The following is a 24,619-nucleotide window of genomic DNA, read 5'->3' as shown; positions in this document are numbered from 1 at the left end:
CTAATACCTATCTATAGTGAAAAGGCATTTGTTTTAATAACTTGGTACGCTCTCTCAAAAGTTTCATTGGCTGGATAACTTAATCTTCACTTATTCCCTATAAATATTATACGATTACCATTTCTCTTTTCCTTTTTCTAAAAACGTTATCCATGTTAATCTTTTTTCAGTAACAACAAAATTTGGTTTTCATTGAACTCTTGCATTTTATTCCATATAAGATGGATTGAATTATGACCTGCATTTGGCGCATGAATCTTAAAATAACCACAAAAAAACAAGCCGATTTTGTTTTAAATCGGCTTGTTCCATCAATCACTTTACAATCAGCACAGGGCAGTTCACTCGTTTCGCAACTTTATGGCTTACACTTCCCAAAACCATCTCCTGTAAAGTATTCAATCCCCTGCTGCCTACTATGAGCATATCAAATTGTTTTTCATTTGCATAAGCAACAATGGTCGGGCCTGGTTCTCCGTGTTTCATCATTACATCATACCGGACGCCAGCTTGCTCAAATTTTTCTAAGATCGGCTCTAACTTTTTACGCCTTTCCATTTCTAATTCTACAGAACTCGCGGTATGAAGCACTTCACTTTTTGCTTTTGAAAAATCCTTAACATAAATGATTTCCACTCTTGAATCAGGTACCAGCTTTGCTATCCGAATTGCATGTTCTGCTGATCGAATGGAATGATCTGATCCATCAGCTGCCAACAAAATATTTTTATACATACCCCTTCACCTTCCCCTTAGTGACCTGACGGCTGTGCGTTTGGATGATTGTAAGTAGCAAGCTTTTCAATCAAATTGTGGCTTGACTCGTTTAAGCCAACTAATTTAACATCTGCATGATGTTCTTTGAATTTCAAGACAACTTTATCCACTGCCGCAACACCTGAATCATCCCAAATATGCGCCTCGGAAAAATTCATCACGATACGCTCTTTTACATCTTCATATGAAAATGAATTCACAAAATCTTGAACAGAAGCAAAGAACACTTGACCCTTAATGTCATAAACAACTTCTTTATCTGAAACAGAAGAGATACCGACCCTTACTCTTGAAATTTTAGAAGCAAAGAATATGGCACTTAATATGACTCCTACAATTACACCAATGGATAAATTATCTGTTGCTACAACTGTAATCACAGTAACAATCATGACAACTGTATCAGTAAGTGGGACTTTTCTAAGCGTTCGGAGCGAAGACCAATCGAATGTTCCAATCGAAACCATAATCATAACGCCAACCAGTGCAGGCATAGGAATTTGAACAACCCATTCACCTAAAACGAGTATTAAAAACATGAGGAACACACCAGCCGTAAAGGTTGACAGTCTGCCTCTCCCTCCAGATTTTACGTTGATCACAGATTGACCGATCATCGCACATCCAGCCATACCGCCGAAAAATCCAGCAACGATATTGGCAATGCCTTGTCCTCGACTCTCTCTGTTTTTATTACTTTCTGTGTCTGTCATGTCATCTACAATTGAAGAAGTCAACAACGACTCAAGCAGACCAACGACAGCTAGAGCAATAGAAGTCGGGAAGATAATTGACAGCGTCTCAAAGTTTAATGGAACATCGGGAATCAAAAAGCTTGGTAAGGCTTGTTTAATTGTCCCTAAGTCTCCAACTGTTTGAACATTAAAGTGACCCCAAATAGAAACGACAGTGAGAAATACAATCGCTATCAAAGGGCTTGGCACAGCTTTTGTAATAAACGGGAACAAATAAATAATGGCTAATGTTATGCCGACAAACACATATGTCATACCGGATATTCCAACAAAATGAGGAACTTGTGCAATGAAAATTAAAATGGCCAGCGCATTAACAAAACCTACCATAACCGAACGAGGTACAAATTTCATTAATCGCGCCACTTTCAGAACCCCAAATATGATTTGGATAATACCCGTCAGTATCGTAGCAGCAAACAGATACTGTAATCCGTGATCCTTCACCAACGTTCCCATTAATAATGCCATAGCACCCGTAGCTGCAGAAATCATAGCAGGTCTGCCGCCTGCAAAAGAAATCACAACAGCAATACAAAATGAAGCATACAATCCTACCATAGGATCAACACCTGCAATAATGGAAAAACCAATGGCTTCAGGTATTAATGCTAAAGCAACGACAATACCAGCTAATAAGTCCCCCTTTATATTTGAGAACCACTCCATATTTAATTTTTTTAACATAAAATACAGTACACCTCTTTATGATTATTTTTGTTGACTTCTAACTCTCATAGAAGTCAGGGGCCGTTTGTAACTATTTAAAATGTAACAAACAAGAATTCAAATGTCTACAATTTTTTGTGCCAAAATAGACCCTTTTTGGTACTACTGACGCACTCTGCGCTATCCATCTTATTTTGTTATAATAAAATATACAACATTCATCAGGGGTTGATGATTTGATTTTTGGATATGCACGTCCGTTTAGTCAAGATCAGGATGTAACAAAACAGATAGCTGCACTTAAAAGATTCAACTGTGAAAAAATATATATTGAACAAACAAATTCAGCAAAAAACAGACCAGAATTTGATTCATTATGTGAAAGTTTAAATATTGGAGATACCGTAATCATTTATAAGTTATACAGTATTGCGGACTCTACAAAAAACCTAATTGATATTATTGATTTTTTCAAAACAAAACAAATCCACTTTATCTCAATATTAGATAAAGTGGACACCTCAAAGAAAAACGGCTCCATTTTCTTCGATTTTTTAGAAAGAGTAAGCGAATTTCAATTTGACATTATTAGTGAAAACACAAAGGTTGGAATTCAAGAGGCAAAATTAAAGGGGAAAAATACAGGACGTCCAAGAAAACCTGACCATAATGTCCGCCGTGCTATGGAAATGTATCAAAGCAAACAGTATACCATTCAGCAAATTACCAAAGAAACGGGCATCAGTAAAACAACATTATACCGTTACTTAGATAATTGGAATGATTTTGAGTAAGTTGTTTTTATCCACTTCTTAATACTGTTTCGCCAAATTAAAAGAGGAAGGGTACCTAACCCCTTCCTCTTTATGCACCAACTCGAACAGCAGCTATTTTGAAACCACCATTTGAAGCACTGTCTACATCAACAAAGTGAGTAAAAGGTAAGATGCTACTTAATCCATACTGTCAATGAAATTCGACTAATCATCACCAATGATAAATTCACTCATTGCAAGTTATTTACTTAAATTTCACCTGCCCTTAAGTTTCAAATCCGGACGTTCAAGCATCACTTCCTGGGGGTAATGCTATGTAACAGCTGTTTGTCCTAATGAGGAGGTTTTAAATTAGGTTGAAAACAAATAAAAACACCGATAGGATGAAACTATTGGTGTTTGCAAGACATTTTCATGCCCAGTAGGCATAAATAAATGCTAAACTTTGTTTTTGAAAAGCTATATTATCTAATATTTTTTAATGTTGCAGCGTTTATAATGGTTTAATCTTATTGGGGAGTAAAAACGAGATATGTTTGAAAATCACATATCCCCCAAAAATCAAAAACTAAGCGGCAGTTCTTCGAGCGCTCTCATCAGAAAATTCCCTTTCCATTTAATTTGTTCCTTTTCGCCTTTTATCTGTATATTTGGACAGCGGCGTAATAAGGTGGAAATAGCAATCTTTGCTTCTAAGCGGGCAAGCTGTGCACCAAGGCAAAAATGGCTGCCATGGCCAAAAGCAATATGGCGGTTGTTCTTTCTTTCAATATCAAATATGTCGGCATTTGGAAATATCTTTTCATCACGGTTTGCTGATGCTAAGGAAATGATGATCACATCTTTCCGTTTAATCTCCTGCCCATGCAGTATAAACGGTTCAGCCGTCCAGCGAATAGTCGTTAACTCAACAGGGCTGTGAAACCGCAATGCTTCTTCTATGGCTGAATTCATCAAGTCCGGCTGCTGGCGGAGCTTTTCTAGTTGATCATGGTGACACATCAGAGCATATGTCATATTGGTGATTAAGTTTACGGTTGTTTCATGGCCTGCAACGATAAGCAGCATAATCATCGAGTACAATTCTTCAGTACTTAATTGTGTGCCTTCACTTTCCGCTTGAATTAATGCACTGATTAAATCTCCTGCAGGTTCGCTCCTTTTTTTATGAACTAAGTATTCCAGATATTTAACAAACTCTCCTAACAAATGGTCATTCTCCTCAAGTCTTTCAGGGGCATCTGAAAAATCAATAATTGCTTGCGACCAAACTCTGAATTTTTGACGATCTTCCAGGGGAATACCAAGCATTTCACTTATCACGATAATCGGCAAAGGAAACGCATAATCATCTACTAGGTTCATGAATTTGTTGGGCTGTACTTTATCCAATAAAGAATCTGCTATATGTTGGATTTTGTCTTCCAACTGCAAAATCATTCGATGAGTAAATGCTTTCTGAACAAGCGTTCGCAAACGATTGTGATCAGGGGGATCTGAATTAAGCATATGCTTTGTCAAAGGCTCTTCATTCTTCAATAGAACAGGAAGTTTCTCTTCTTTTGCGGTAATTACATTTTCATAGTTTTTCTTTAATTTTTCATTCTTTAATAAATGTATTGCATCATCATATCTCGATATGAGCCAGCCTTTCCCCAGAGTTCCTAAAGATAATGGGTAGAGAGGCTGTGATTTTCGCACTTCTTTATAAAATTCATACGCTTCATCTTTAAATGCTCTGGAAGACAATTGACTTTCCGTCAAAATGGTTAAACTCTTTTTTTGATTTGAAGACATGCATTCAACCTCCATCTTTATAAGGGTTATGATGATCCTTAAATATAAAATCGGAACGATTTGTAAAACTCTCTCTATTGATCTGAATGCCTTCATTTCATGAAGGCTTCGATCAATCCATCTCACCTAAAATATAAATTTTTGAGTCATTATCTATCACAAAAAGAATTCTAATGATATGTTTGAAGGACTTTTCTTTTAAAACCCCAATTGCAAATTACATGATCAAATCGCCTAATACGGGGGATTCACTAAATTCTTCAAAGCCGTTCTTTTTGTAAAATGATCTATTGAGATCAGTATTGGTGATAAGGGCCAAGATTCCGCCCCCGCTTTTTGAAATAAAAGGTATAGACAGTCATTAATCGTTTTGCTGCCCAAACTCTTTCCCTGATAAGATGGCGAAACTCCTAATACTTCTAAATACCATGCCGGCTCTTTTAAGGATTTGTAAGGTTTTTTAGCCTCATTAGCCACCGTCAACATGTTCCATACTGAAAATCCCCCCATTTTGATTAATGTTATCCCTCCTGCTGCTATATAATTGATCAAGCTAATGTCAGGTTTATCACGATGTTTTAATAGAGCAGCAACAACAATTTCACCATTCTGTATGCCAACAAAACAGAAATGCTTTTTAAAATATGCGTTTGTTAGTACTTTATGCATTTCAAAAATGAATGAACGCTCTTTTTTTTCGTGTTTTACGAGTAAATCCATAAAAGGATATTGATTGAAAGATTCATGGAATAGCTTTGCCACTTTGTTTAATTCATCAGCTCTTGCTTGTCGTTAAAGAAACATTGATACACCTCCTTTTCCAATAAACATTTTTTGACTCATGAACACATGTTCATTATAATGGTAAGAAAATTTGAGTATCAATCTGCAATTTATCATGAGTTGTTCATTAATGAACAACTCATGATAAATTGTATATTAACGGAGGATGCTATGGGGGACAGACGATCACTCAAGACAAAATGTGCTATAAAACATGCCTTTTTAAAATTGCTTCAGGAAAAAGAAATCAACAAAATAACTGTTTCCGATTTATCTAAAGAAGCCGATATAGGCCGAGGCACCTTTTATCTTCACTACAAAGATGTTTTTGACTTGTATGAGCAGATCGAAGACGAAATATTTCATCAGCTAGGAAGCATTTATGATGCATCTTTTCCAAGTGATGATCCACTGAACATGCTGACCTTTATAGAAAAAACTACAGAATACATATACCAAAACATCGAAATTTTCACATTGTTAACCAAACCAAAAATGAATGTCCTTTCAATTAACAAACTTAAAGAGTTTTTCAAAACAAAAATGATTGAGGAATTGAGCATGATGCGACAATCAGCAAAATCAATTACAGAAACTGAAAAATTCGAAACAACATTTATCGTTTCCGGTGTAGTAGGAATTATAGAGGAATGGATTAACAATGGGATGATAAAAACACCTACTTGTATCTCTAATATCATTCATCAATTGTTATTAAAATTTGAAGATTAGCATGTAAAGGAGGAGAATTTCTGTAAATCCAATAGATTATTCACAGAGAAGTCCTGTGTTATTTTACATGCCTATTAGCTTGTGAATTGTTCCCTTTGGCATTTGAAAAAGCGAAAGACGAAAACAAGCATATTCTCATATCTATTGGATATAGCTAACCTTGGTGCCCAAGTAATTGGCACTCTAAAGGAATGAAAAATTCTAAAACAAAAAGTACTACATCATTCTCTTCTTTCTTAGATCGAGTCCCCTAAACAATAATCGATGATGATTATAAAAACTTGTTGCGGTCTCACCGAAAATTTAAATTACGGTGCCCTATTGCCTTTTTCTCTCCCCAAAAAATAAGGTTATGCCTCAAGGATTTAAAAGGGGATACTATTTATGTAGCATTTGATTCCATTGTTTCTGTTGATATCAAATAAAAAAACCTCCATTTATGAAGGAGGTTTAGGGTAGTATTATCAAGTTTGAAGACGATCTGAAGCAATATGAAATGTGTTTTGAGTTTGGTTCTCTGTAAAGTCGGTACCGAAACCACATACTAAAACAAATGACAAACCCAGGATAATGCTTAACCTCTTTTTAAAAGTCATACAGGCATTCTCCCCTTTGAATTTGTGTTTGAGTTTCAACCATTTTCTGATGGTAAACATAAGATGTTTCAAATTCTTTTGAGTTTGCATAAGCAGCTGCGGTCTCACAGGCAATGTCTTCAACATAAGAATAGTTCTTATTCTTCTCTAAGTATTCTATGGTTTGATTAACTCCATGTTGATCCACCGCATCGACGTAAAGAGCTTTTAAATAACCCTGTAATTTTGCGAAAAGCTCATCACCTTGATAAAGAGCTGCTGACAAACCTTTCTTACTTACTTGGATGGCTTCATTCATTTTTCCTTGTTTAAAAAGGATTTTTGCATAAGAAAATAAAGAATGTGGCAAGTTTGTGAGCTTTTCTTTTTCTGTTATCTCCACAGCTTGCTTCATGAATACTTCCGCTTGCTCGTAATCGCCACTGTCAGCAAAATTAGTGCCTAAATTATATAACGCAGAACTAATCAACCTCTTGTTATTCAATTCCCTAGATAACTCTAATGCTTTTTCAAGATGCGGCTGACTTTTTTCATAACGTTTAAAATCTATATAATTCCCTGAAATAACAAACATACATTGAACTTTCCGCACCTTATAAAGTTCATATTGATTATAAATATCCAATGCTTGTTTAACGTGATGCATAGACACATGACTTTGCTTCATACCATAATATGCTTCAGCTAACTTAAAATGAAACTCTGCCCTTTCGATCTCATCAGGGACATGTATAAGCTGCTTTTCGGCTTCTCTATAATAGTAGATAGCTTTCATGTATTGCTTCTTATCAAACTCGTACATCCCTCTAAAAAACAGAGAATAATACGACAAAAGACCAGATATGCCTTTATTTGAAGTCTCAATTTTTTCAAGAAGTTCGTCAATAGTTGGTCTTATACGTGTTGTTACGGGTTCCAAATAATCTAACATGAGCTGATGACGGAATTTCATTAGGGAGAAGTAAATGAGTAAATACTCATCTTCCTCCATCCGTTGGATCTCTTGCTCCACCTCTGCCTTTAAAATCTCTGCATCCGGGACACTAAATTGACGTATCATTTTATACCATTCATTGATCTTTACGCCAACTTCTGACGATGATAAAACCGGATTCACAGGACCCCTCCTTTTATGTCTTTTTATGTAATATTCTAACATTTCTAAAAAGTGTTTAAACCGCAAAAAAACCGCAAACTTTTTATTCGTTATCTTTGATATGGTCAATCCAATCAAGATAATTTTAAGTTCGTTTCTTCATTCTTCCATGGTAATATTTCGTTATGACAATTAAATGAAAGGATTTGATCATGAAAGTATTTGAAGCCAAAACACTTATGTCTGAAGCTACAGACCGTGCCAAAGAATATAAAGAACTGAGGATGCAAATGGTCAACTTGAGAAAAGCTTTACAAAGCGTCGCTGAACTGGACGACAGCGAATTCTCAGGTAAAGGTGCTAACAACATTAAAGCATTCTATCACGATCATGTTGGTGTCACCGATCAATGGATCGACTACATTGATATGAAAATCGCATTTTTTAACAGCATTGCCGGAGCTGTTGAGGACAAAGGTCTCTCTGATGCTTATATTGAAGAATCTTTTTTAGAACATGAACTGGATAACGCCCATAAAAAATCAAAATCAATCATGTCTGAGCAGAAAAAAGCCATGAAAGATATCCTAAATGACATTGACGACATCCTTCCGCTCGACCTATTTTCAACAGAAACCTTCAAGGATGAGCTTGCAGATGCCAATGACAAACGCAAAAAAACAATTGAAAAACTAGGTGATTTTGACGAAGATTTACTGACAGAATATGCCCTGTCAGAGCCAAATGAACAATTCATCAAGTCAGATTTCCAAAAGCTCCAAGAAGCAACGGGCAAAGGCAAAAACACTACGCCTATCCACTACAACGCCAAGGCGTACCGTGAAAGTGATATACATAAGAAAAAAGGTGATATTGAGAAGCGTACGGAAGCTTATTTGAAGATCAAGAAAGAAGAAGCGAAGGAACGCGAGATAAAAGACTTAAAGAAAAAGCTTGCGAATGGTGTCTCAGATCCGGATGAGTATTTAGAAATTGCGAAGAAGATCGGGTATGAAAACCTTGAGCCTGCACAGTTACAGTATGTAGTGCAGCTAGAACAAGCAAAACAGTTGAAGTCTGTCGGCGAAAGTGTAATCAATGCAGGTAAAACGGCATTGGATATCATCGATGGGGTTAATGATGGGCTTAACGATGCGATTGATGATACGATATATGGAATCAAGGACTTGGTTGTAGGCGCATGGGAATTTTCACAGCTCCCTATGGAACTAAAACTTGCAAAAACAATTACAACAGTCTTAAGTGTCCCCTCCTACCCTAAAATAATTTGGACAAACATCGTTGATTCATGGAATGATAAAATGATAAATGGCGATGCATACTCAAGAGCACATTATATCAGTTATGCGGTCGGTAATATCGTTGGTCCAAAAGGTGCAGGTGCTGCAGTGCAAACCACTTCTAAGCTATCAAAAGTAGGTAAAGTGGTGGAAGGTGGAACAGCCGCTTCTCATGTGAATAAAGGAATTACAAAAGGAAACAACCTTATTAATCCCTTTTTTAAAAACAGATATGAACCTGCACTTGTAGGAATTGCACAAGATATTGAGAATACTCATAACGTTAAAAACACACCACTGTTAAAAAGTATAATTGAAGAAGAAAAAAATAATGCTTTTCACAAAATAAATGTTACTTTTAGGCAAGGATATGATACCCATTTAGTTGAGGTAGAAGATATAGTTAGAAAGAAAAATAAAGGAATTGTCGGCGGTCACAATTTACAGAATTTTGAAAAGGCATTTATTGATAAAGGTTGGGATTTAGAGAGTTGTATAATTTCAAAAAGAGAACACCCCACAATTGATGGTATCTATGAAATTGAATATGGTTTACCTGCATTAGATAGAGAAGGAAATATCAAACCTGGAGAACTGAAAAAAGTCCGTACTCCAAAGACAGTTTATGATCCCGAGAAGATCTCAAACGAACAAATGTTGCAGTGGGGAGAAGAAGCAATGAAAAATGGAGAAGTAGTCGGGAGAAAAGTAACTGGATACGCTAAAAATGGTCTCAAGTTTGAAGGTTATATTGATGAAGCTACTGGAGAAATAACAAATTTTTTCCCTACCTTAAATGATTAAATAATTCGGAGTGAAAGTGAAATGGATAATAAAAACAAAGACTTAATTAACTATTTTTTTCAAGTTATGGGTGATGAACGTTTTTTACGCATTTTAGAGAAATTCTCCAACGGAGAGGGTTATGGTATAGAGAATGTCTGGTGTGTATTTGCTGATGACTACGAAGAGTGGGAAGAAGATTATTTTGGAGATGAGGGTATAGCTTTTTATTTCGATTACCCAGCAGTCGAGGAAGATGAAGAAGTCATATTAGATTACGAAAATTTCTATAGATATTTAAATGAAATTGTTGGTCAATATATAAAACGACACCCAGACAATAAATTAGAAGTAGAAAAATACATGGGAACCATTAAAGAGAAATATAATATTAAGTTATAAGGAAAAGCAGAATATTTCTATGTTGTACATTGTTATGTTATTTTGAAGCCCCATTCTTAATGGGGGCTTATTCCAACCAACCATATAAAAAAGAGAGGAAGTACCATGGATGAAAGTTATAATTTCTTAGACGAATTAGAAAATTTTTTAGGTAGGAACATTTCATCAAGATATCCAATCACCTGAACACGCATTAGACGAATTTATTGAGGAAATTAGTAAAGAAGGTTTGCTATTTACAGTTAAGTTTTGCGAAGAGTTTCTAAATAGCGATCTAACTAAAGAAGAAAAGGAAGACATTATAAAGTGTAATGCAGAAATATATTTCCCGACAATTGGATTACCACCTATAGAATGGTTGAAAAGTGTAATAGAACAACTAAAGAAAGCTATTTAAAAGAAACACTGAAGGGCCTCCATTTTATGAGAAGGCCTTTTTAATTCAAGCATGCTTCGGTTTCGCTATCACTTTGAGGTCCATAAAGCCGTCAGCATGAGAAGTCAAAAAACAAAACATGTAAAATGGATTTAAATGAAATTAAACATATCCGCTGTGTACAATAATTCATACATACTTTAATCAATAATTTGTGTATTACAGTTAATTTGTTAAAAATAAAGACCCTCTTCAACATAAGAAGAGGGTTGTTTTTTCTAATTTTTGTGTACCTTTTTTCTTTCTATTACAAAAGATACAATGATGAGAACCAGAGCAACTGTTATATAAGGAGTATCATTATTTATATTTAATGTGAAAGAAACAATGATGTAGAGTAATAATAACCCCACTAGGATGTAATTAATAATTTTATGCATTTTGATCACCCTGAATCTTTATTCTTTTTTAAATCATAGGAGTACAAGTCCACATGCTTCCAACGTTTATGATATAGAAGCCTTTGTCATTCCAGTCACAAAGACCTGTACCAGCAGCCAACATCGCTAACCCAGAAGCCACTAATACTGGAAGACCCAATTCAGAGGCAAGGAGAGCTACTCCAGCACCTCCTGCAATTAACTTTTGCGCTTTTGATGCTTTAGAGTGTGAAATAAACCAAACTCCCTGTTGTGATACGTCACCATTCTGCTCCGGAAAATTAATATCCGATAGATTTTCACCTAAAGTATATTGTCCAGATTCAATTCCAGCATTTAGGTTATCCAATACAGCGTTAAATTCATTGTATGCTTTTTCACTTACATTTGCTTCTTTTGCATTTTTATAATAGTTTTCCGCTAAACCTTGATCATTAACGATTGCTTTTTCCTCTAAATCTGAATTAGCTATTTCCAACGCTAAATCTAAGTCAACGTTTTTGTCACTAATATGTGCGGGTGTCCCATATTTTTCTTTCACCTGTTCCCCAGTTAATGGTTGACTACACCCATGTGATATATTGGACTCTACAGTTTTCGCGGATGCGAAGGACGGTAATGTAAGACTAGAAACAAGTGCAACAGACATTACAGAACTAAAGATTTTTAATTTCATAATATTTCCTCCTCCTTGGTAAAACCCTAACAAACTTAAAAATATAAAAAAACCCCTAACCCATTATTTAGTTAATAAATACTAAGCTTATTTTATTTTTGATAGTTAATTTGTCATTTTGGTATTTGTTTAGGAGGAGGGAATGACCATTTTATTTTTTTGAGGAAGGATTTTCGTTTCAGATATAGTTTGGTGCTTTAGAAATGACAACTGAAAATGAACATTACATAAAAGAAGATAAAAAGCTTATGAGCATTGATTAACCATACAGTAAAGATCTCTTCAAAGATATAAAAATAAAAAAATCCTTATATGGTAAAATGTTGTATGGGATAAATTCATTTTTTAAAACGAGGAGGAGATTAACTATTGATTGAGCTTACAAATACAGCTTTAAGTATTATTGCATCATTATTAACCATTATAACAATAATTATAGGTTTTGCCGCTACTAAAGAAACCCCTACTAAAATAATTCAAAGAGGCAATAACAACTCAGTACATGTTGGAAAAAAGAAAATCAATATAAACATCTTCATGCCTACCCAAAACCAAATAGATAAAGTCGCTAACGCAAAAAGGGAGCCCGACTCAGATAACCATTTTATGATTGTTCTTTTTTATATAGCTATCATCATCTTTGGTGCATTTTATATTAGCTACTATTACTGGTTTGTTGCAATTCTGTTGGTTGTCTTTATAATCCGATTTATTATGTATATTCGTTTTTCTATTGCCATAAAGCTTACACCAAACTTATATGACAAAAGTAAATTCTACATCAATTTTATTCAGCAAATAATTTTATGTTGCATTCTTCTAAGTCTGCTGTTTTTTTCGGTACCACAGGAATTACAGATAGTTGCTAATCATATAAAAGTAAATTTTGAAGGAGGTACCTCTTTTAAAGTTTGGTTAATAGACTTATTTAAATACACATTCAGTATATGGAATACTACTACTTTTTATTTTTTCATTTTTAGAAGCGTAGGGATGATGGTTCTTACTCTTTTTGTATTCTATACAACAGGCAAGAATGCATTACCAATTTATATTCAACACCAGTCTTTCAATAGAAGAAAAATATTGGTTAATGAACTTGCTTCTTATATTTTTATTATTATTATATTTTTCTCACTCTACCCATGGGTATTAATAGACCTAAAAAACAGCTTAGAACCTTTGTGGAATGAATGGGCACGCAGATAAAAAATACACATTCTTTAATGTTCATTAAAAGGCCCTTTAACAGAGGGCCTTCCTTTATTTCAATAATGCTTCAAGTTTAGCTTTCGTATCAGGTCCATAAATACCGTCTTGAGTAAGCCCGTACACTGACTGGAACCGTTTGACTGCGTTTGCTGTTTTCGGACCATACACGCCATCAATGCCGATATTTTTCGCCCCTTTATCCGGGTAAAAATAAAGAGCAGCAAGAGCATTTTGAACTCGTCTGACATTTGTTCCTTTCGTCATCGGACTTGTCACTTTAATAATTCCGGAAGGAAGCGGGTACGATGTCTTTTTGCCGCTTGTTTTAGTGCTACTGGATGAACTGGATCCTTTTAGTTTCAACTTTTGGCCAACTGTAATTTTATTCGGGTCTTTAATGTTATTCCAGCTCTGAAGATTTGCCACACTCACTCCGTGCTCTTTTGCTATTGCAGAAAGAGTATCACCTTTTTTCACTGTATATGTTGTTCCGGATCCTGAAGAGCCGCCTGAAGACGCTGTCTTTTTTTTCCGATTTTTCTTAATTCATCAGCGATAGCGGCTTTTACTTCATCCCATCGACCCTCTGACAAAATCCGGTGAGGGCAATATTTCCCGTTCCAATCTTGATGTTTGCGAACTCGATCAACACCCCATCCGCGTTCTTTAAGTAGTTGCGCTACAAACTTAATAGCGAGTTTTTCCGCGGCCTTATATCGTGCCCCTCCTGACTTGCTATAACAAATTTCGACACCAATCGACTTACGATTTCCTGTACCGTTTGTTCCATCTCCTGTGTGCCAAGCGTTACGATTCGTTGGAATCCCTTGAATGACTTGTTTATCGTCTACTGCAAAGTGAAAACTCGTTGAGCTAGAGTTATTCTTCATGTAAGAAATCTCATTGGCTGCTGAAGCATCATTCGCAGTGTTGTGAATAGTGATATATTCAGCTTTCATTGGGTTTTGTCTGCATTATTCTTACTCTGTTCTTTTTCGTTCTCAATTGTTTGTAATCGATCTGTTATTGTTGAAGGGATTTACCACCGATCTGCGCTAGATTTCCAGTTATTAACAATCCTTCATTAGCGATATAAAAAAGAACGGTACCAAAGGTTAGGACACCGTTCAAATTGAGTACTGTATCAATCACGTTTGCTAAAATGACCGCAAAGAAATTGAGTAGCTTGCGGACATAGCCAAACCGTGCGCTCCGGCTTCGCAGTTTCTTGAATTTCCATGCCTTAGTTACTCCTGCTAAAACGTCAATTATGCTAAGAACGAGAAGTAAATCAAGGTACTTCACTCCTCCAAATAAATATACTCTTGCTAAATCTAATGTTTCAAAATTGATAAACAACTTGTCTGCTCCATTTCTAATCACCTCCTCCGAGGCAAATAAAAAAGGACAGCCGGATCTTATGAGACGGCCGTCCCTCTAACTGAAAAGTTTCCATTTGTTAAAGCTGTAAGCTCCATAACAATTTCTTTAAAACCAGTAATGTTAAAAGACCAAGCTTCTGATTTCCCTTTTGTGCTAGTGGCAAATGTTCCGTCATCCACTTTCTGCCCTCTGAGGGCTCTTTTTGTTCCCGATAAGGATTTACCCCAGAACTTCAATTCATTTGTCTCAGCTGTCCCATAAACCTCAATGAGTAACGTTTGAATGCTCCAACGGTGAATGGGTTACCTTCACCTATGGAAAGACAATATCTATTGTTTTTGCTTGAGTGTCTAATGAGCTAAGGTTCAGGCCTTCAGTTTAAACTTTTAAACGACCATCATTAGTTAACCCGTTTTTATCTAACTGGACTGAGAACGGAGCAACTGCTGTAATTGGAACAGTGTGGTTAATGGTTATATCCTCTTCACCTGCGCCCAATGACTGGTAAAGTAAGAATTCAGATTGTTGTAGGTTACCATTTACGTATCTGAAACGGAAATAGCGTTTAGTTAAGTGAATCCATTCAGTCTCGCCAAGCGTATTTGCTTTAACAACCAATGAAGAGATTACGTTGGTTTTACCGCTTCAATTGTTGTCTTATTCAAACCAAAGTTGAGCAGTGTACTACTTTTTATTTCAGGGATTGGAGGACTTATATGCATTGACTGGTTTTACTTAATACCAGCTATACTTATGATCATCCCTGGAATCATGGTATTTGTAAGGAAAGAAAAAACTGCTACTAAAGCAATTTAGAGCAGAGTATAACACAAAAGAACCGCGACTGGCGGTTCTTTTAGTGTATATTCCTCTATTTTAAAACTGCTTCATTATTATTGGACAGTACCATAATCAAAATCAATATCTTTCTTGTCTAAATCCCCCTTAAAATGTTTAGCATAAGTCATGGTTAAATGTACGCTTTTATCTATCCACCAAGTTCCATCATCAGTATTCGTATCCCAAGTAACATCTATATCTCTGCCGAAATTCTCAAAAAACACTAAATTCCCAACAGCTACTGTTTTTCCGTTGATCTTGTAATATATTAAAACAATTTTCTTATCGAATATACCTGTCCCGTGCTTTACGATTGTTAAACTATAAGGCTTATTAGGCTCTTCAAGTATAACTTCAGGATTTAAAAATAAAACATAACAAATGAATAGAATTGGTACAATCGTTAACCTTTTAAATAATTTTTTATTGATATTTAACCCCTTCAACATAGCCCTCCCTTTTTAACAATCCATTTCATTTGAGATACACCCCCATCATTGAACGTATTTCCTATGAAAAATGATTTTGAACCTCATAGGAACCCTTACATGACAGGGTTTTTGTTGTTTTTTCATTGTTTATCAAGACCTAAATCAAAAAAAGCCATAAAAAATAAGGAGTGATACATATTATACATGACTAATATGTATCACTCCTATAGTTCTTGTTCGTAATCGCGGCCGATTGTGGAAGATCGTTATTGAACGAAAGCCACCGATAGTTGGATAAGAAAAAGCAAAAGAACTTGCTATTTCTCAAATACATCCACCAAATTTTCAATGTTAGTTTGTTGTTCATACATACTAATAATAAAAGTAAAACCTTATTAAAACTTTACAAGACAAACTGAATTGACTATAGTCTAATTAGACTAAAATATTGATGTAAAGAAGTGAAAAATGAGATGATAAAGTCTTTTTTAATGTTGGGGCAGTCGAATATGGCGGGCCGTGGATTTTTGAATGAAGTAGACCCTATCTATAATGAAAAAATAAAAATGCTGCGCAATGGACAGTGGCAGATGATGACAGAGCCGATTAATTACGACCGTCCGGTTTCCGGCGTTGGCCTGGCGGCATCTTTTGCAGATGCATGGTCGAAAGCTCATCCCGATGAAGAAATTGGCTTGATCCCTTGTGCGGAGGGTGGCAGTTCATTGAATGACTGGCATCCGGAAGGCATCCTTTTTCAGCATGCTTTGTCCGAAGCCCGCTTCGCCCTCCGGTCCAGTCAAATTTGCGGAATCCTTTGGCACCAGGGTGAGAGTGACAGTTATCAGTCGCTACATGAAACTTATTACGAGAAATTAACTCTTATCATCGAGACGCTAAGAAACGAGTTGAAACTTGATGAGATACCGTTGATTATTGGAGGGCTTGGTGACTTTCTTGGGAAGACCGGTTTTGGACAGCACGCGACTGAATTTCGACAGGTTAATGAACAATTGCTGCGTTTTGCTAATGAACAACAGAATTGTTACTTTGTTACTGCATCAGGTTTGACTGCGAATCCTGATGGCATTCATTTAGACGCAGCTTCACAACGCAAATTCGGTTACCGCTATTTCGAGGCTTTTTCGAAAAAGTACCATATCCTAAAACCCATTTCGGGAGAGGAGCAATCACTGAAAGTGAATGGTGACTATTCTAAAACAGAACAGATTTACCTTCATAGTATGGATTTGGCTTCGGGGAAAATCACGTACGCGGAATTTGAGGCGCGGATGGCGAAGGTGATGAAACCATAATTCCTTTACTTATCCTTGGCTTGCTAATCCAAAACCCCGGAGCTCACGGCTATGAACTTCTGGCCTTAATGGAAAAACGTCATTACAAATACATTGTTAACTTCACGAAAGGTTCATTTTATTACAATCTGCAGCAACTTGAAGAAAAGTGCTTTATTGAACAGATTCAGCAGAACCCCTCAACCAGCGGGCGTGAAATCCGTAACTTTAAAGTCACAGATTCGGGAAGGGCAGAATTCGAAAAATTAATGATCAAATACGGCACCAAATCGGAATATGTGAACCTGCAATTTTATGGGGCGTTACTCTTTGCCGATGAATTCGACAAAAATAAATTACTGGATCTGATCCAATCACAAATCGATCAGACTAAAACACGAATCGGGCTCCTTGATGAATACCTGTCCATCACTCAAGAAATTCCCGGCACAATCAATTACTTTCGCCGTATGAACGAAAATTCCCGTTCACATCACTTGGTTAATTTAGAGTGGTTCGAAAAATTGAAAGCAGAAATAGAGTGAACTATTGCATAATAAAAAAATGCAATGTTAAATATATAAGAATATTAGTTACCTAAATATAAAACCTGTGTCGTAGATATCTAGTAACATCATTGATACAGGTTTTATACTCCTTCTTTAATTAAACCAGTAATAGGGTTGTCAACACTTGCCCCCCAACAAGAGCAAGTGAATCTGCTGCGTGTTCTTCTTTTTCAATCCTTCGTATTCATAACTACTTTTTACACCTATTTAGTATTCAAGTGAGTCAACTGATTTTTCTCCTTCTTCCGCTAAACTGCTGCTTTAGTCGAACAAGAAAAAGTGATCTCCCTTAAGGAAGAATCACTTCCTCTAATTAACCAGGCAGTGAAGGTGAACATCGTTCTCGACATAAACTAAAATTTTTTATATACCTCTGCGTAAGCAACTTTCAATTGATTGATATTAAACCACTCCAACAAGATAACTCCGTTTAACAATCCATTTCTTTGGATAACCCTGCATCTTTTGGACGTTTTTCCTATAAAAAAAGTTGTGTCTCCCTATAATATTTAACGAATCCAATTTTTAGATTGTCGTCTTTAAGGAGGTTTTTCATCTTGAGGTGTACAAACAGTCATTCAGAGGATTGGATTGAAAACTTATACAGGAAGATTGATATGACAGAACCTGAACAAATTAATTTTGAACGGATTGCCGAGGCTTTAGATATCAAGCTTTTGTTAACACCTGTTTCAAGCTTCGCACTAAAGCACAGCGGGATTTATAATATATGTTTGGACAGCCGAAAAACCCGAATTGAACAATGGTATGATTTCGCTCATGAATTTTGCCATATATATAGACACGAAGGCGATAAAAAAACAATGCCAGCAACCTGGACTGATTATTTAGAGTGGCAGTCCAATTATTTTACATATCACTTTTGCATACCAAATTTCATGTTGCGTGACATCAACCTTTCGTACATACAAACACATGCAATTGAAAATGCAGCTTGGCTTTTTAAAGTATCCCCTTCGTTCGCTAAGAAACGTTTAAGCATTTATTACAGAAAACTGACTCAACATTTATTTAATCAAACACGGGAAATCTGTGCACCCCCCTTTTGTAATGAATAATGAAATCCTCATGCATTTACGCGCATTGAAAAAAACAAAAAAAGACGTTTCCCTTCATGATCCGATCGGGCAGGATAAAGAAGGGAATGAAATAAGCCTGATCGATGTACTAAAATCAGAAAACGAAGACGTGATTGATACGATCCAGCTCAATATGGAGCTTGAAAAAGTGAAACAATACATTGACATTTTAGATGATCGTGAGAAGGAAGTGATTGTCGGACGGTTTGGGCTTGATTTGAAGAAGGAAAAAACGCAGCGTGAGATTGCCAAAGAACTCGGTATCTCGCGCAGCTATGTATCGCGGATTGAAAAGCGGGCGCTGATGAAGATGTTTCATGAGTTTTATCGGGCGGAGAAGGAAAAGCGGAAGAAAGCGAAGGGGAAATAACGCAGAAGAGGCCGGATCTCATATTCCGGCTTTCTCTATTCATTTAAAGGTTTCTTTTCATTGAAATAGGAAAAGATTTATGAAAATCATTTTTTGTCATCACTGATAGCTCTCCAAGATAAGCCGGTCTGGGTCGTACCAAATAACCTTACTAGTCCGCCCTTTACTTGCATCCTCCCTCAAACGATTCAAAGCCGGACGTATACTTCAGCACATCCTTAGTCCCCAGGCCTCAATCTGACTGTCAATGCTCGATCCCTTTATCGATTGTTCCTCGGCTGACACCCTTACATATATCGCTAGCATCTAGCTGTCCTGCCTATAAAGTTTTAAAGATAGCAATCGTTAATGCATTTGTCAGCTTTTCGGCCCTTCGATGATTATCTCCTTCATAAAATGCATCACCCCTTAGGTAATGAATGTAATGTAAAGGATGTTTGTTCTAATAAGGAGATTTTCAAGAGTATAAATATCTTGAAATCAAAATCACAGTAACTTGTTATATTGTCGATCTTAAAATCAACGTTACCTCTCCTTAACTTGCAGGAGGATTTTTGCATATGTATTTTCATATCCGTCAACTACCATCTCATCCAGCATATATTCCTCATATGCATTGTCCCCTATTTGCATTCCATTCCTTTCAACGAACTCAATGATTCTGCGGTAAGCCTCTTCAGTGTTTCCGCCTATTTCATATCCAACTGCATACAGGCCCTTTGGCCGAATATGATAATTTATTTTCTCTATCCCACCTTTTACTTTTATATAAAAGTAACTGTAATTGTAGAAGTCTTTTTCTAATATTTGTTCCCGTGCAAAGATTCCGCCTATCGGATACCCTTCATCTAACTCATATTGTTGAACTTCATGAATGAGTTCTGAAATGGCAGCCACATATTTTCGTTCCGGCAAGTTTAATGTTTTTCGGCTTAGCATGAATGTTTCTTCATGTAAATATTCAAAAGAAATCGAGGAAAAATCAGTTTCAAGTGCTTGTTCAGTAAGAGCCACTTTTGTTTGTAAGATCGTTTGCAACTGCTTAAGCTCATTTATTTTTTTATCAATCTCAATGGACTTTTCTTTTAGAACATGCAGGATCTTGTCTGGTGTTTTTCCTTTTATTAGATACTTTATTTCTTTTAAAGGAACCCCAAGCTCTTTAAACAGACTGATGACTTGAAAAATCTCAAATTGATGATAGGAATAATATCTATACCCATTTTCTTTTTTTATTTCCGGCGAGAAAAGACCAATCTCATCATAATGAAATAAGGTTTGTTTTTTTACACGACAGAGCTTCGAAAACTCACCTGTTGTGAAATACTTCCTAACATCTTCGCTCATAAAAACCTCCTTGACTATACGGTAACCATATACCTTATGATTTGATTGTACTTGAAAAGATCTTCAATCTACAAAGAAAAGGATAGACAAAGAAGGTTTCAATTTTAGTAAAGGGGACTTCAGATGAAAAAATCTATAAATGACCAAAAAACGATATTCATTATACTATTAAGCAACATCTTCGTAGCCTTTCTTGGTATCGGTTTAATTATTCCAGTTATGCCTTCTTTTATGAAAATCATGAATTTATCTGGAAGCACTATGGGTTATCTTGTTGCGGCTTTTGCCATATCTCAGTTAATTACTTCACCTTTTGCAGGAAGGTGGGTTGACCGTTTCGGACGAAAAAAAATGATTGTTCTCGGTTTGCTTATATTCAGTTTATCAGAGTTGATTTTTGGATTAGGGACCCATGTTTCAATATTTTATTTTTCGAGGATATTGGGTGGTATAAGTGCAGCCTTTATCATGCCCGCTGTAACAGCATATGTAGCTGATATGACAACCCTAGAGGAAAGGTCAAAGGCTATGGGGTATGTTTCTGCTGCAATTAGCACTGGCTTTATTATTGGACCTGGTGCGGGCGGGTTTATTGCCGGCTTTGGTATCCGCATGCCGTTTTTCTTCGCTTCCGCCATAGCATTGATAGCAGCTGTATCTTCCGTTTTTATTCTAAAAGAGTCATTGTCACTAGAAGAACGCCATCAACTCTCATCTCATATTAAGGAATCAAGTTTTTTTTTAGACTTGAAGAGGTCCATTCATCCTGTCTATTTTATTGCATTTATTATCGTCTTTGTAATGGCTTTCGGTTTATCAGCTTATGAAACGGTATTCAGCTTGTTTTCTGATCATAAATTTGGTTTCACACCAAAAGATATTGCAACCATTATTACGATCAGTTCCATTGTTGCGGTAGTTATTCAAGTTTTACTATTCGGGAAATTGGTCAACAAACTTGGAGAAAAAAGAATGATTCAGCTGTGCTTAATAACCGGAGCGATCTTAGCTTTCGTGTCTACTATTGTGTCTGGATTTTTAACTGTTTTGCTTGTCACTTGTTTTATTTTTCTGGCGTTCGATTTGCTGCGCCCGGCCTTAACTACTCATTTATCCAATATGGCTGGTAACCAGCAGGGTTTCGTAGCAGGCATGAACTCCACATACACCAGCCTAGGAAATATATTTGGTCCTGCTCTAGGCGGTATACTATTTGATCTTAACATTCATTATCCGTTCCTTTTTGCAGGTTTCGTTATGATTGCTGGCCTTGGCCTTACAATGGTTTGGAAAGAAAAATGGAATGATGCTTCAGCCTTGAATTAACTTTATTCTCTTGACATTTGGATAGCAGGAAATGCCTCTGAATAGGCACAAAAAGGAAAGGTCACCTTTATTTGATCGGCTACATGTTTCTTGAGGTGAATATAGTTTATCTCTGCCATCACCCTAAGCAGAAGCCTGATTTTATTGATACCTGTCCTCTTCCTATATTTCTCGGACGTATATGGCTTGCATTTCCGTTAGCCCGAGGTACAACAACATTATTTATGATCATCCATTGAAAATTATCCTTTTTGGAATTAGAAACATAAGGAGTATGTAGAATGAGTATAAAAATAAAAGCAGTAACTGATGATAATCGTGCTGCAATTCTTGCTCTTCATGTCAGCGAGAATCAAACATCATATATTGAATCAGCGAGAGTATGTTTAGAGGATGCAAAAGAATGTCATTATTATAAACCTGTCGGACTTTACTATGAAGGAGATCTAGTCGGTTTTGCAATGTATGGATTGTTTCCTGAGTATGATGAAGATAATAAAAATGGAAGAGTCTGGCTTGATCGATTCTTTATTGACGCACACTATCAAGGAAAAGGATTAGGAAAGAAAATGCTTAAAACTCTCATTCAGCATCTTGCTGAGCTATATGAATGTAAGAGGATCTATTTAAGTATATTTGAAAATAATAGTCATGCTCTTCGCCTTTATCAAAGGTTTGGTTTTCAATTTAATGGTGAACTCGATTTTAATGGCGAAAAAGTAATGGTAAAAGAGCTATAGGTTCTGTTTCCAAGTCTCCCTTCATTTGCTAAGAAACGTTTGAACCTTTATTACCGGAAGCTGACTCATCATTTATTTATTCAATAGTCTCTCAATGATGATTAAAATGCATTACCCCTTGGGTAAAGCTATGTTATAGCTGTTTGTACGAATGAGGGGATTTTCATAAGTATAAAAGCAGAAAAAAAGCCTGGATGAAAAATCCAATTCATCTCAGGCTTTATGATCTCATAAGAAAAAACTTCACTTCATTTTATATAGATGTTATTCTTTTTTTCGGACAACTTCTAAATAGTTAATATGTCGCCCAACTATTTTGTGCACTTTGAAAATATAACCTTCAGCTTCTAAAACAGATCCAACTGCAGCGTCTATATTTTGAGTCATAAACCAGCCGCCTATCGTATCCACTTCGTCACTCACTAACGTCGTTCCCAATAAATCATTTACAACCTCAATGAGCACTTTCGAATCTAAGATATAATGATTGTCTTTTACTTTTCTAATATCAGGTACTTCATCTTCATCAAATTCATCTCTGATTTCCCCAACAATTTCTTCAAGAATATCTTCAACAGTGACTAAACCTGAAGTACCACCATATTCATCAACAAGAATAGCAATATGGGTACGCTCTTTTTGCATTTTTACCAATAAATCATGAATTGGAACGGATTCAATGACATGTATAACAGGGTTGATATGATTTTCTAACTTGAAATTCTCTTTTATTTTCTGATCTGTGTCAATATAGGCTGACAAGAACTCTTTAGCATTGATAAAACCTATAATTGTATCTTTATCTCCATTTAGAACAGGGTACCTTGTATAGCTCTCTGTCTTAATGGTTTTAACAATAGTTTCATAAGAATCGTCGATCGAAATCGCTACTATCTCTCTTCTTGGAATCATAATTTCTTTAGCAATTCTTTCATCAAATTCAAAAATATTATTTACATATTTCAACTCATTTTTATTAATTTCACCGCTCTTATAGCTTTCAGACAATAAGATGCGCAGTTCTTCTTCAGAATGGGCAAGCTCATGTTCTGATGCAGGTTTCAAACCGAAGAGTCCGACTATAAACCGGGCTGAACCATTTAAAAACCATATAAAAGGGAACAAGATGCGGTAAAACCAAATAATTGGCTTTGCAGTCAAAAGAGTGATGGTTTCAGCTTTTTGGATAGCGAGTGTTTTAGGAGCAAGCTCACCAACTACAACATGCAAAAAAGTCGCCATAACAAAAGCAATCACTAAGATCAATACATGTGAAACTGCTTCACTTACATGAAAATGAGCAAATAAGGGGTGCAAAATCACTTCAAAAGTCGATTCTCCAACCCAACCAATTCCTAACGCTGTAACCGTGATCCCTAATTGACAAGCTGATAAATATTCGTCCAAATGAGTAATGACTTTTTTGGCTGATACAGCACCTTTTTTTCCCTCTAATATGAGTTGATCAATTTTTGATGATCTAATCTTCACTATTGCAAATTCAGTCGCAACAAAAAATGCTGTTAAGACAATTAAAATAGTAAAGATGATAAGATTAATGGTTGTCAATGATTTGCCTTACCAAGTAAGGCATACACCTCCCATATAAAGATCCTCTTTATATTATTAATAATTTTTAACGTTCATTAACCAAGCTGTTTTTTCAGAATAAACAAAAAACATTTACATAATAACATTATAAGTTCAAACGAACCTCAATATCAACCCTTGAATGATTTTAAATAATCTCTTACCCTGTGGAAAGTGGTTCCCATGGAGAGAAGAGAAGCACTCGAAAAACCAACGCCAAAATTGTAACTATTGAATATAGCCACTTGTCTTCATTTCATTCCCCTTTTTCACAAGGGTATAACTTATAGTTAAACCTCTTATAAGATTCTTGGCTATATAAATTTTCAAAGATAGATTTTCCACATGAAGATATGCAAGTTCAAAGTGTTGTGAGCCAAGATTATATGGAAAGGTGATTTGATGAGCTTCAATGGTGGATTTAGAAATGTTGACGAATTCATTTTTGTATCCCGTC

General features: G+C 35.9%; 19 protein-coding genes and 7 pseudogenes. 13 read left to right on the top strand and 13 right to left on the bottom strand.

What is annotated here, in order from left to right; genetic code table 11:
• Positions 1–315: 315 nt before the first annotated feature.
• Together AC4CV5_RS12795 and AC4CV5_RS12790 are read right to left on the bottom strand one after the other, a co-directional pair.
• Positions 316–735, bottom strand: coding sequence for a universal stress protein (locus AC4CV5_RS12795; protein ID WP_490922951.1), 420 nt, complete (start codon positions 733–735; stop codon positions 316–318).
• A 17-nt stretch (positions 736–752) separates the two neighbouring features.
• Positions 753–2,219 (bottom strand): SulP family inorganic anion transporter, encoded by a 1,467-nt coding sequence (locus tag AC4CV5_RS12790; protein ID WP_490922950.1) that lies wholly within the window; start codon positions 2,217–2,219, stop codon positions 753–755.
• Between the two features lie 218 nt (positions 2,220–2,437).
• Here AC4CV5_RS12790 and AC4CV5_RS12785 point away from each other — a divergent pair, with 218 nt between their 5' ends.
• Positions 2,438–2,995, top strand: a complete 558-nt coding sequence (locus AC4CV5_RS12785) for a recombinase family protein (RefSeq protein ID WP_166850475.1) — start codon at positions 2,438–2,440, stop codon at positions 2,993–2,995.
• A gap of 543 nt (positions 2,996–3,538) precedes the next feature.
• Here AC4CV5_RS12785 and AC4CV5_RS12780 read toward each other — a convergent pair.
• Positions 3,539–4,774 carry a cytochrome P450 family protein gene (locus AC4CV5_RS12780; RefSeq protein ID WP_490922948.1) on the bottom strand — a complete coding sequence of 412 codons (1,236 nt, stop codon included), beginning with the start codon at positions 4,772–4,774 and terminating at the stop codon, positions 3,539–3,541.
• Positions 4,775–5,008: 234 nt separating this feature from the next.
• A complete protein-coding gene (locus tag AC4CV5_RS12775; RefSeq protein WP_490922946.1) occupies positions 5,009–5,536 on the bottom strand; it encodes a GNAT family N-acetyltransferase in 528 nt (175 codons plus the stop codon).
• 192 nt (positions 5,537–5,728) lie between these two features.
• Between AC4CV5_RS12775 and AC4CV5_RS12770 the strand changes: the two genes are divergently transcribed.
• Entirely contained in the window at positions 5,729–6,289 is a 561-nt protein-coding gene (locus tag AC4CV5_RS12770; protein ID WP_490922945.1) for a TetR/AcrR family transcriptional regulator, read from the top strand.
• Between the two features lie 585 nt (positions 6,290–6,874).
• On the opposite strand, the gene AC4CV5_RS12765 is transcribed toward AC4CV5_RS12770, so the two are convergent.
• On the bottom strand, positions 6,875–8,002 hold the full coding sequence (locus tag AC4CV5_RS12765) for a Rap family tetratricopeptide repeat protein (protein WP_003237178.1): 1,128 nt from the start codon (positions 8,000–8,002) through the stop codon (positions 6,875–6,877).
• 191 nt (positions 8,003–8,193) lie between these two features.
• Between AC4CV5_RS12765 and AC4CV5_RS12760 the strand changes: the two genes are divergently transcribed.
• The 3 genes and pseudogenes from AC4CV5_RS12760 (at position 8,194) to AC4CV5_RS12750 (ending at position 10,864) form a co-directional block, all read left to right on the top strand.
• Positions 8,194–10,086, top strand: coding sequence for a T7SS effector LXG polymorphic toxin (locus AC4CV5_RS12760; RefSeq protein WP_490922944.1), 1,893 nt, complete (start codon positions 8,194–8,196; stop codon positions 10,084–10,086).
• Between the two features lie 21 nt (positions 10,087–10,107).
• Entirely contained in the window at positions 10,108–10,467 is a 360-nt protein-coding gene (cdiI, locus tag AC4CV5_RS12755) for a ribonuclease toxin immunity protein CdiI (protein WP_490922943.1), read from the top strand.
• A 105-nt stretch (positions 10,468–10,572) separates the two neighbouring features.
• Positions 10,573–10,864 (top strand): annotated as a pseudogene (locus AC4CV5_RS12750) (contact-dependent growth inhibition system immunity protein).
• 447 nt (positions 10,865–11,311) lie between these two features.
• Here the strand turns inward: AC4CV5_RS12750 and AC4CV5_RS12745 are convergent.
• Complete coding sequence (locus AC4CV5_RS12745) at positions 11,312–11,959, bottom strand: hypothetical protein (protein ID WP_490922942.1); 648 nt, start codon at positions 11,957–11,959, stop codon at positions 11,312–11,314.
• Positions 11,960–12,328: 369 nt separating this feature from the next.
• Between AC4CV5_RS12745 and AC4CV5_RS12740 the strand changes: the two genes are divergently transcribed.
• Positions 12,329–13,168 (top strand): hypothetical protein, encoded by an 840-nt coding sequence (locus AC4CV5_RS12740; protein ID WP_490922941.1) that lies wholly within the window; start codon positions 12,329–12,331, stop codon positions 13,166–13,168.
• A gap of 54 nt (positions 13,169–13,222) precedes the next feature.
• Here the strand turns inward: AC4CV5_RS12740 and AC4CV5_RS12735 are convergent.
• From AC4CV5_RS12735 to AC4CV5_RS12720, 4 genes and pseudogenes are all read right to left on the bottom strand, one after another.
• Positions 13,223–14,130 (bottom strand): annotated as a pseudogene (locus AC4CV5_RS12735) (N-acetylmuramoyl-L-alanine amidase).
• Positions 14,127–14,530: pseudogene (locus tag AC4CV5_RS12730) on the bottom strand (phage holin family protein). The pseudogenes AC4CV5_RS12735 and AC4CV5_RS12730 overlap by 4 nt, the downstream one beginning before the upstream one ends.
• 59 nt (positions 14,531–14,589) lie before the next feature.
• A pseudogene (locus tag AC4CV5_RS12725) lies at positions 14,590–15,181 on the bottom strand (phage portal protein); the annotation flags it as partial.
• A 266-nt stretch (positions 15,182–15,447) separates the two neighbouring features.
• The gene (locus AC4CV5_RS12720) at positions 15,448–15,843 is read right to left on the bottom strand and encodes a hypothetical protein (RefSeq protein WP_490922940.1); all 396 of its coding nucleotides are present in this window, start codon (positions 15,841–15,843) and stop codon (positions 15,448–15,450) included.
• A gap of 455 nt (positions 15,844–16,298) precedes the next feature.
• On the opposite strand from AC4CV5_RS12720, the gene AC4CV5_RS12715 reads away from it, so the two are divergent.
• The 4 genes and pseudogenes from AC4CV5_RS12715 to AC4CV5_RS12700 all read left to right on the top strand — a co-directional run.
• The gene (locus AC4CV5_RS12715; RefSeq protein WP_268375704.1) at positions 16,299–17,141 is read left to right on the top strand and encodes a sialate O-acetylesterase; all 843 of its coding nucleotides are present in this window, start codon (positions 16,299–16,301) and stop codon (positions 17,139–17,141) included.
• Positions 17,138–17,665, top strand: a complete 528-nt coding sequence (locus AC4CV5_RS12710; protein ID WP_490923188.1) for a PadR family transcriptional regulator — start codon at positions 17,138–17,140, stop codon at positions 17,663–17,665. Before AC4CV5_RS12715 ends, AC4CV5_RS12710 begins: the two co-directional genes overlap by 4 nt.
• Before the next feature lie 581 nt (positions 17,666–18,246).
• A complete protein-coding gene (locus AC4CV5_RS12705; RefSeq protein ID WP_490922938.1) occupies positions 18,247–18,768 on the top strand; it encodes an ImmA/IrrE family metallo-endopeptidase in 522 nt (173 codons plus the stop codon).
• Positions 18,761–19,159 (top strand): annotated as a pseudogene (locus AC4CV5_RS12700) (sigma-70 family RNA polymerase sigma factor); the annotation flags it as partial. The gene AC4CV5_RS12705 and the pseudogene AC4CV5_RS12700, both read left to right, overlap by 8 nt.
• 120 nt (positions 19,160–19,279) lie before the next feature.
• Here AC4CV5_RS12700 and AC4CV5_RS12695 read toward each other — a convergent pair.
• A pseudogene (locus AC4CV5_RS12695) lies at positions 19,280–19,465 on the bottom strand (recombinase family protein); the annotation flags it as partial.
• A 219-nt stretch (positions 19,466–19,684) separates the two neighbouring features.
• A complete protein-coding gene (bltR, locus tag AC4CV5_RS12690; RefSeq protein ID WP_456520376.1) occupies positions 19,685–20,506 on the bottom strand; it encodes a multidrug efflux transcriptional regulator BltR in 822 nt (273 codons plus the stop codon).
• A 123-nt stretch (positions 20,507–20,629) separates the two neighbouring features.
• Between bltR and blt the strand changes: the two genes are divergently transcribed.
• The 3 genes and pseudogenes from blt to AC4CV5_RS12675 all read left to right on the top strand — a co-directional run.
• Positions 20,630–21,832, top strand: coding sequence for a multidrug efflux MFS transporter Blt (gene blt / locus AC4CV5_RS12685; protein ID WP_490922937.1), 1,203 nt, complete (start codon positions 20,630–20,632; stop codon positions 21,830–21,832).
• Between the two features lie 281 nt (positions 21,833–22,113).
• Positions 22,114–22,572 carry a spermine/spermidine acetyltransferase gene (gene bltD / locus AC4CV5_RS12680; RefSeq protein WP_326221448.1) on the top strand — a complete coding sequence of 153 codons (459 nt, stop codon included), beginning with the start codon at positions 22,114–22,116 and terminating at the stop codon, positions 22,570–22,572.
• Positions 22,573–22,575: 3 nt separating this feature from the next.
• Positions 22,576–22,659 (top strand): annotated as a pseudogene (locus AC4CV5_RS12675) (ImmA/IrrE family metallo-endopeptidase); the annotation flags it as partial.
• 177 nt (positions 22,660–22,836) lie between these two features.
• On the opposite strand, the gene AC4CV5_RS12670 reads toward AC4CV5_RS12675, so the two are convergent.
• On the bottom strand, positions 22,837–24,141 hold the full coding sequence (locus AC4CV5_RS12670) for a hemolysin family protein (RefSeq protein WP_222143215.1): 1,305 nt from the start codon (positions 24,139–24,141) through the stop codon (positions 22,837–22,839).
• Positions 24,142–24,619 lie beyond the last annotated feature (478 nt).

The sequence above is a fragment of the Bacillus sp. NS1 genome, from assembly GCF_058248265.1.
This window is presented reverse-complemented; position numbering and strand designations above follow the sequence as displayed.

Coding starts and splice junctions, on each gene's coding strand:
- AC4CV5_RS12745 (WP_490922942.1), bottom strand. CDS start 11,959: ATGAAATTAAAAATCTTTAGTTCTGTAATGTCTGTTGCACTTGTTTCT.
- AC4CV5_RS12790 (WP_490922950.1), bottom strand. CDS start 2,219: ATGTTAAAAAAATTAAATATGGAGTGGTTCTCAAATATAAAGGGGGAC.
- bltR (WP_456520376.1), bottom strand. CDS start 20,506: ATGAGCGAAGATGTTAGGAAGTATTTCACAACAGGTGAGTTTTCGAAG.
- AC4CV5_RS12780 (WP_490922948.1), bottom strand. CDS start 4,774: ATGTCTTCAAATCAAAAAAAGAGTTTAACCATTTTGACGGAAAGTCAA.
- AC4CV5_RS12760 (WP_490922944.1), top strand. CDS start 8,194: ATGAAAGTATTTGAAGCCAAAACACTTATGTCTGAAGCTACAGACCGT.
- bltD (WP_326221448.1), top strand. CDS start 22,114: ATGAGTATAAAAATAAAAGCAGTAACTGATGATAATCGTGCTGCAATT.
- AC4CV5_RS12720 (WP_490922940.1), bottom strand. CDS start 15,843: ATGTTGAAGGGGTTAAATATCAATAAAAAATTATTTAAAAGGTTAACG.
- AC4CV5_RS12715 (WP_268375704.1), top strand. CDS start 16,299: ATGATAAAGTCTTTTTTAATGTTGGGGCAGTCGAATATGGCGGGCCGT.
- AC4CV5_RS12770 (WP_490922945.1), top strand. CDS start 5,729: ATGGGGGACAGACGATCACTCAAGACAAAATGTGCTATAAAACATGCC.
- AC4CV5_RS12795 (WP_490922951.1), bottom strand. CDS start 735: ATGTATAAAAATATTTTGTTGGCAGCTGATGGATCAGATCATTCCATT.
- cdiI (WP_490922943.1), top strand. CDS start 10,108: ATGGATAATAAAAACAAAGACTTAATTAACTATTTTTTTCAAGTTATG.
- blt (WP_490922937.1), top strand. CDS start 20,630: ATGAAAAAATCTATAAATGACCAAAAAACGATATTCATTATACTATTA.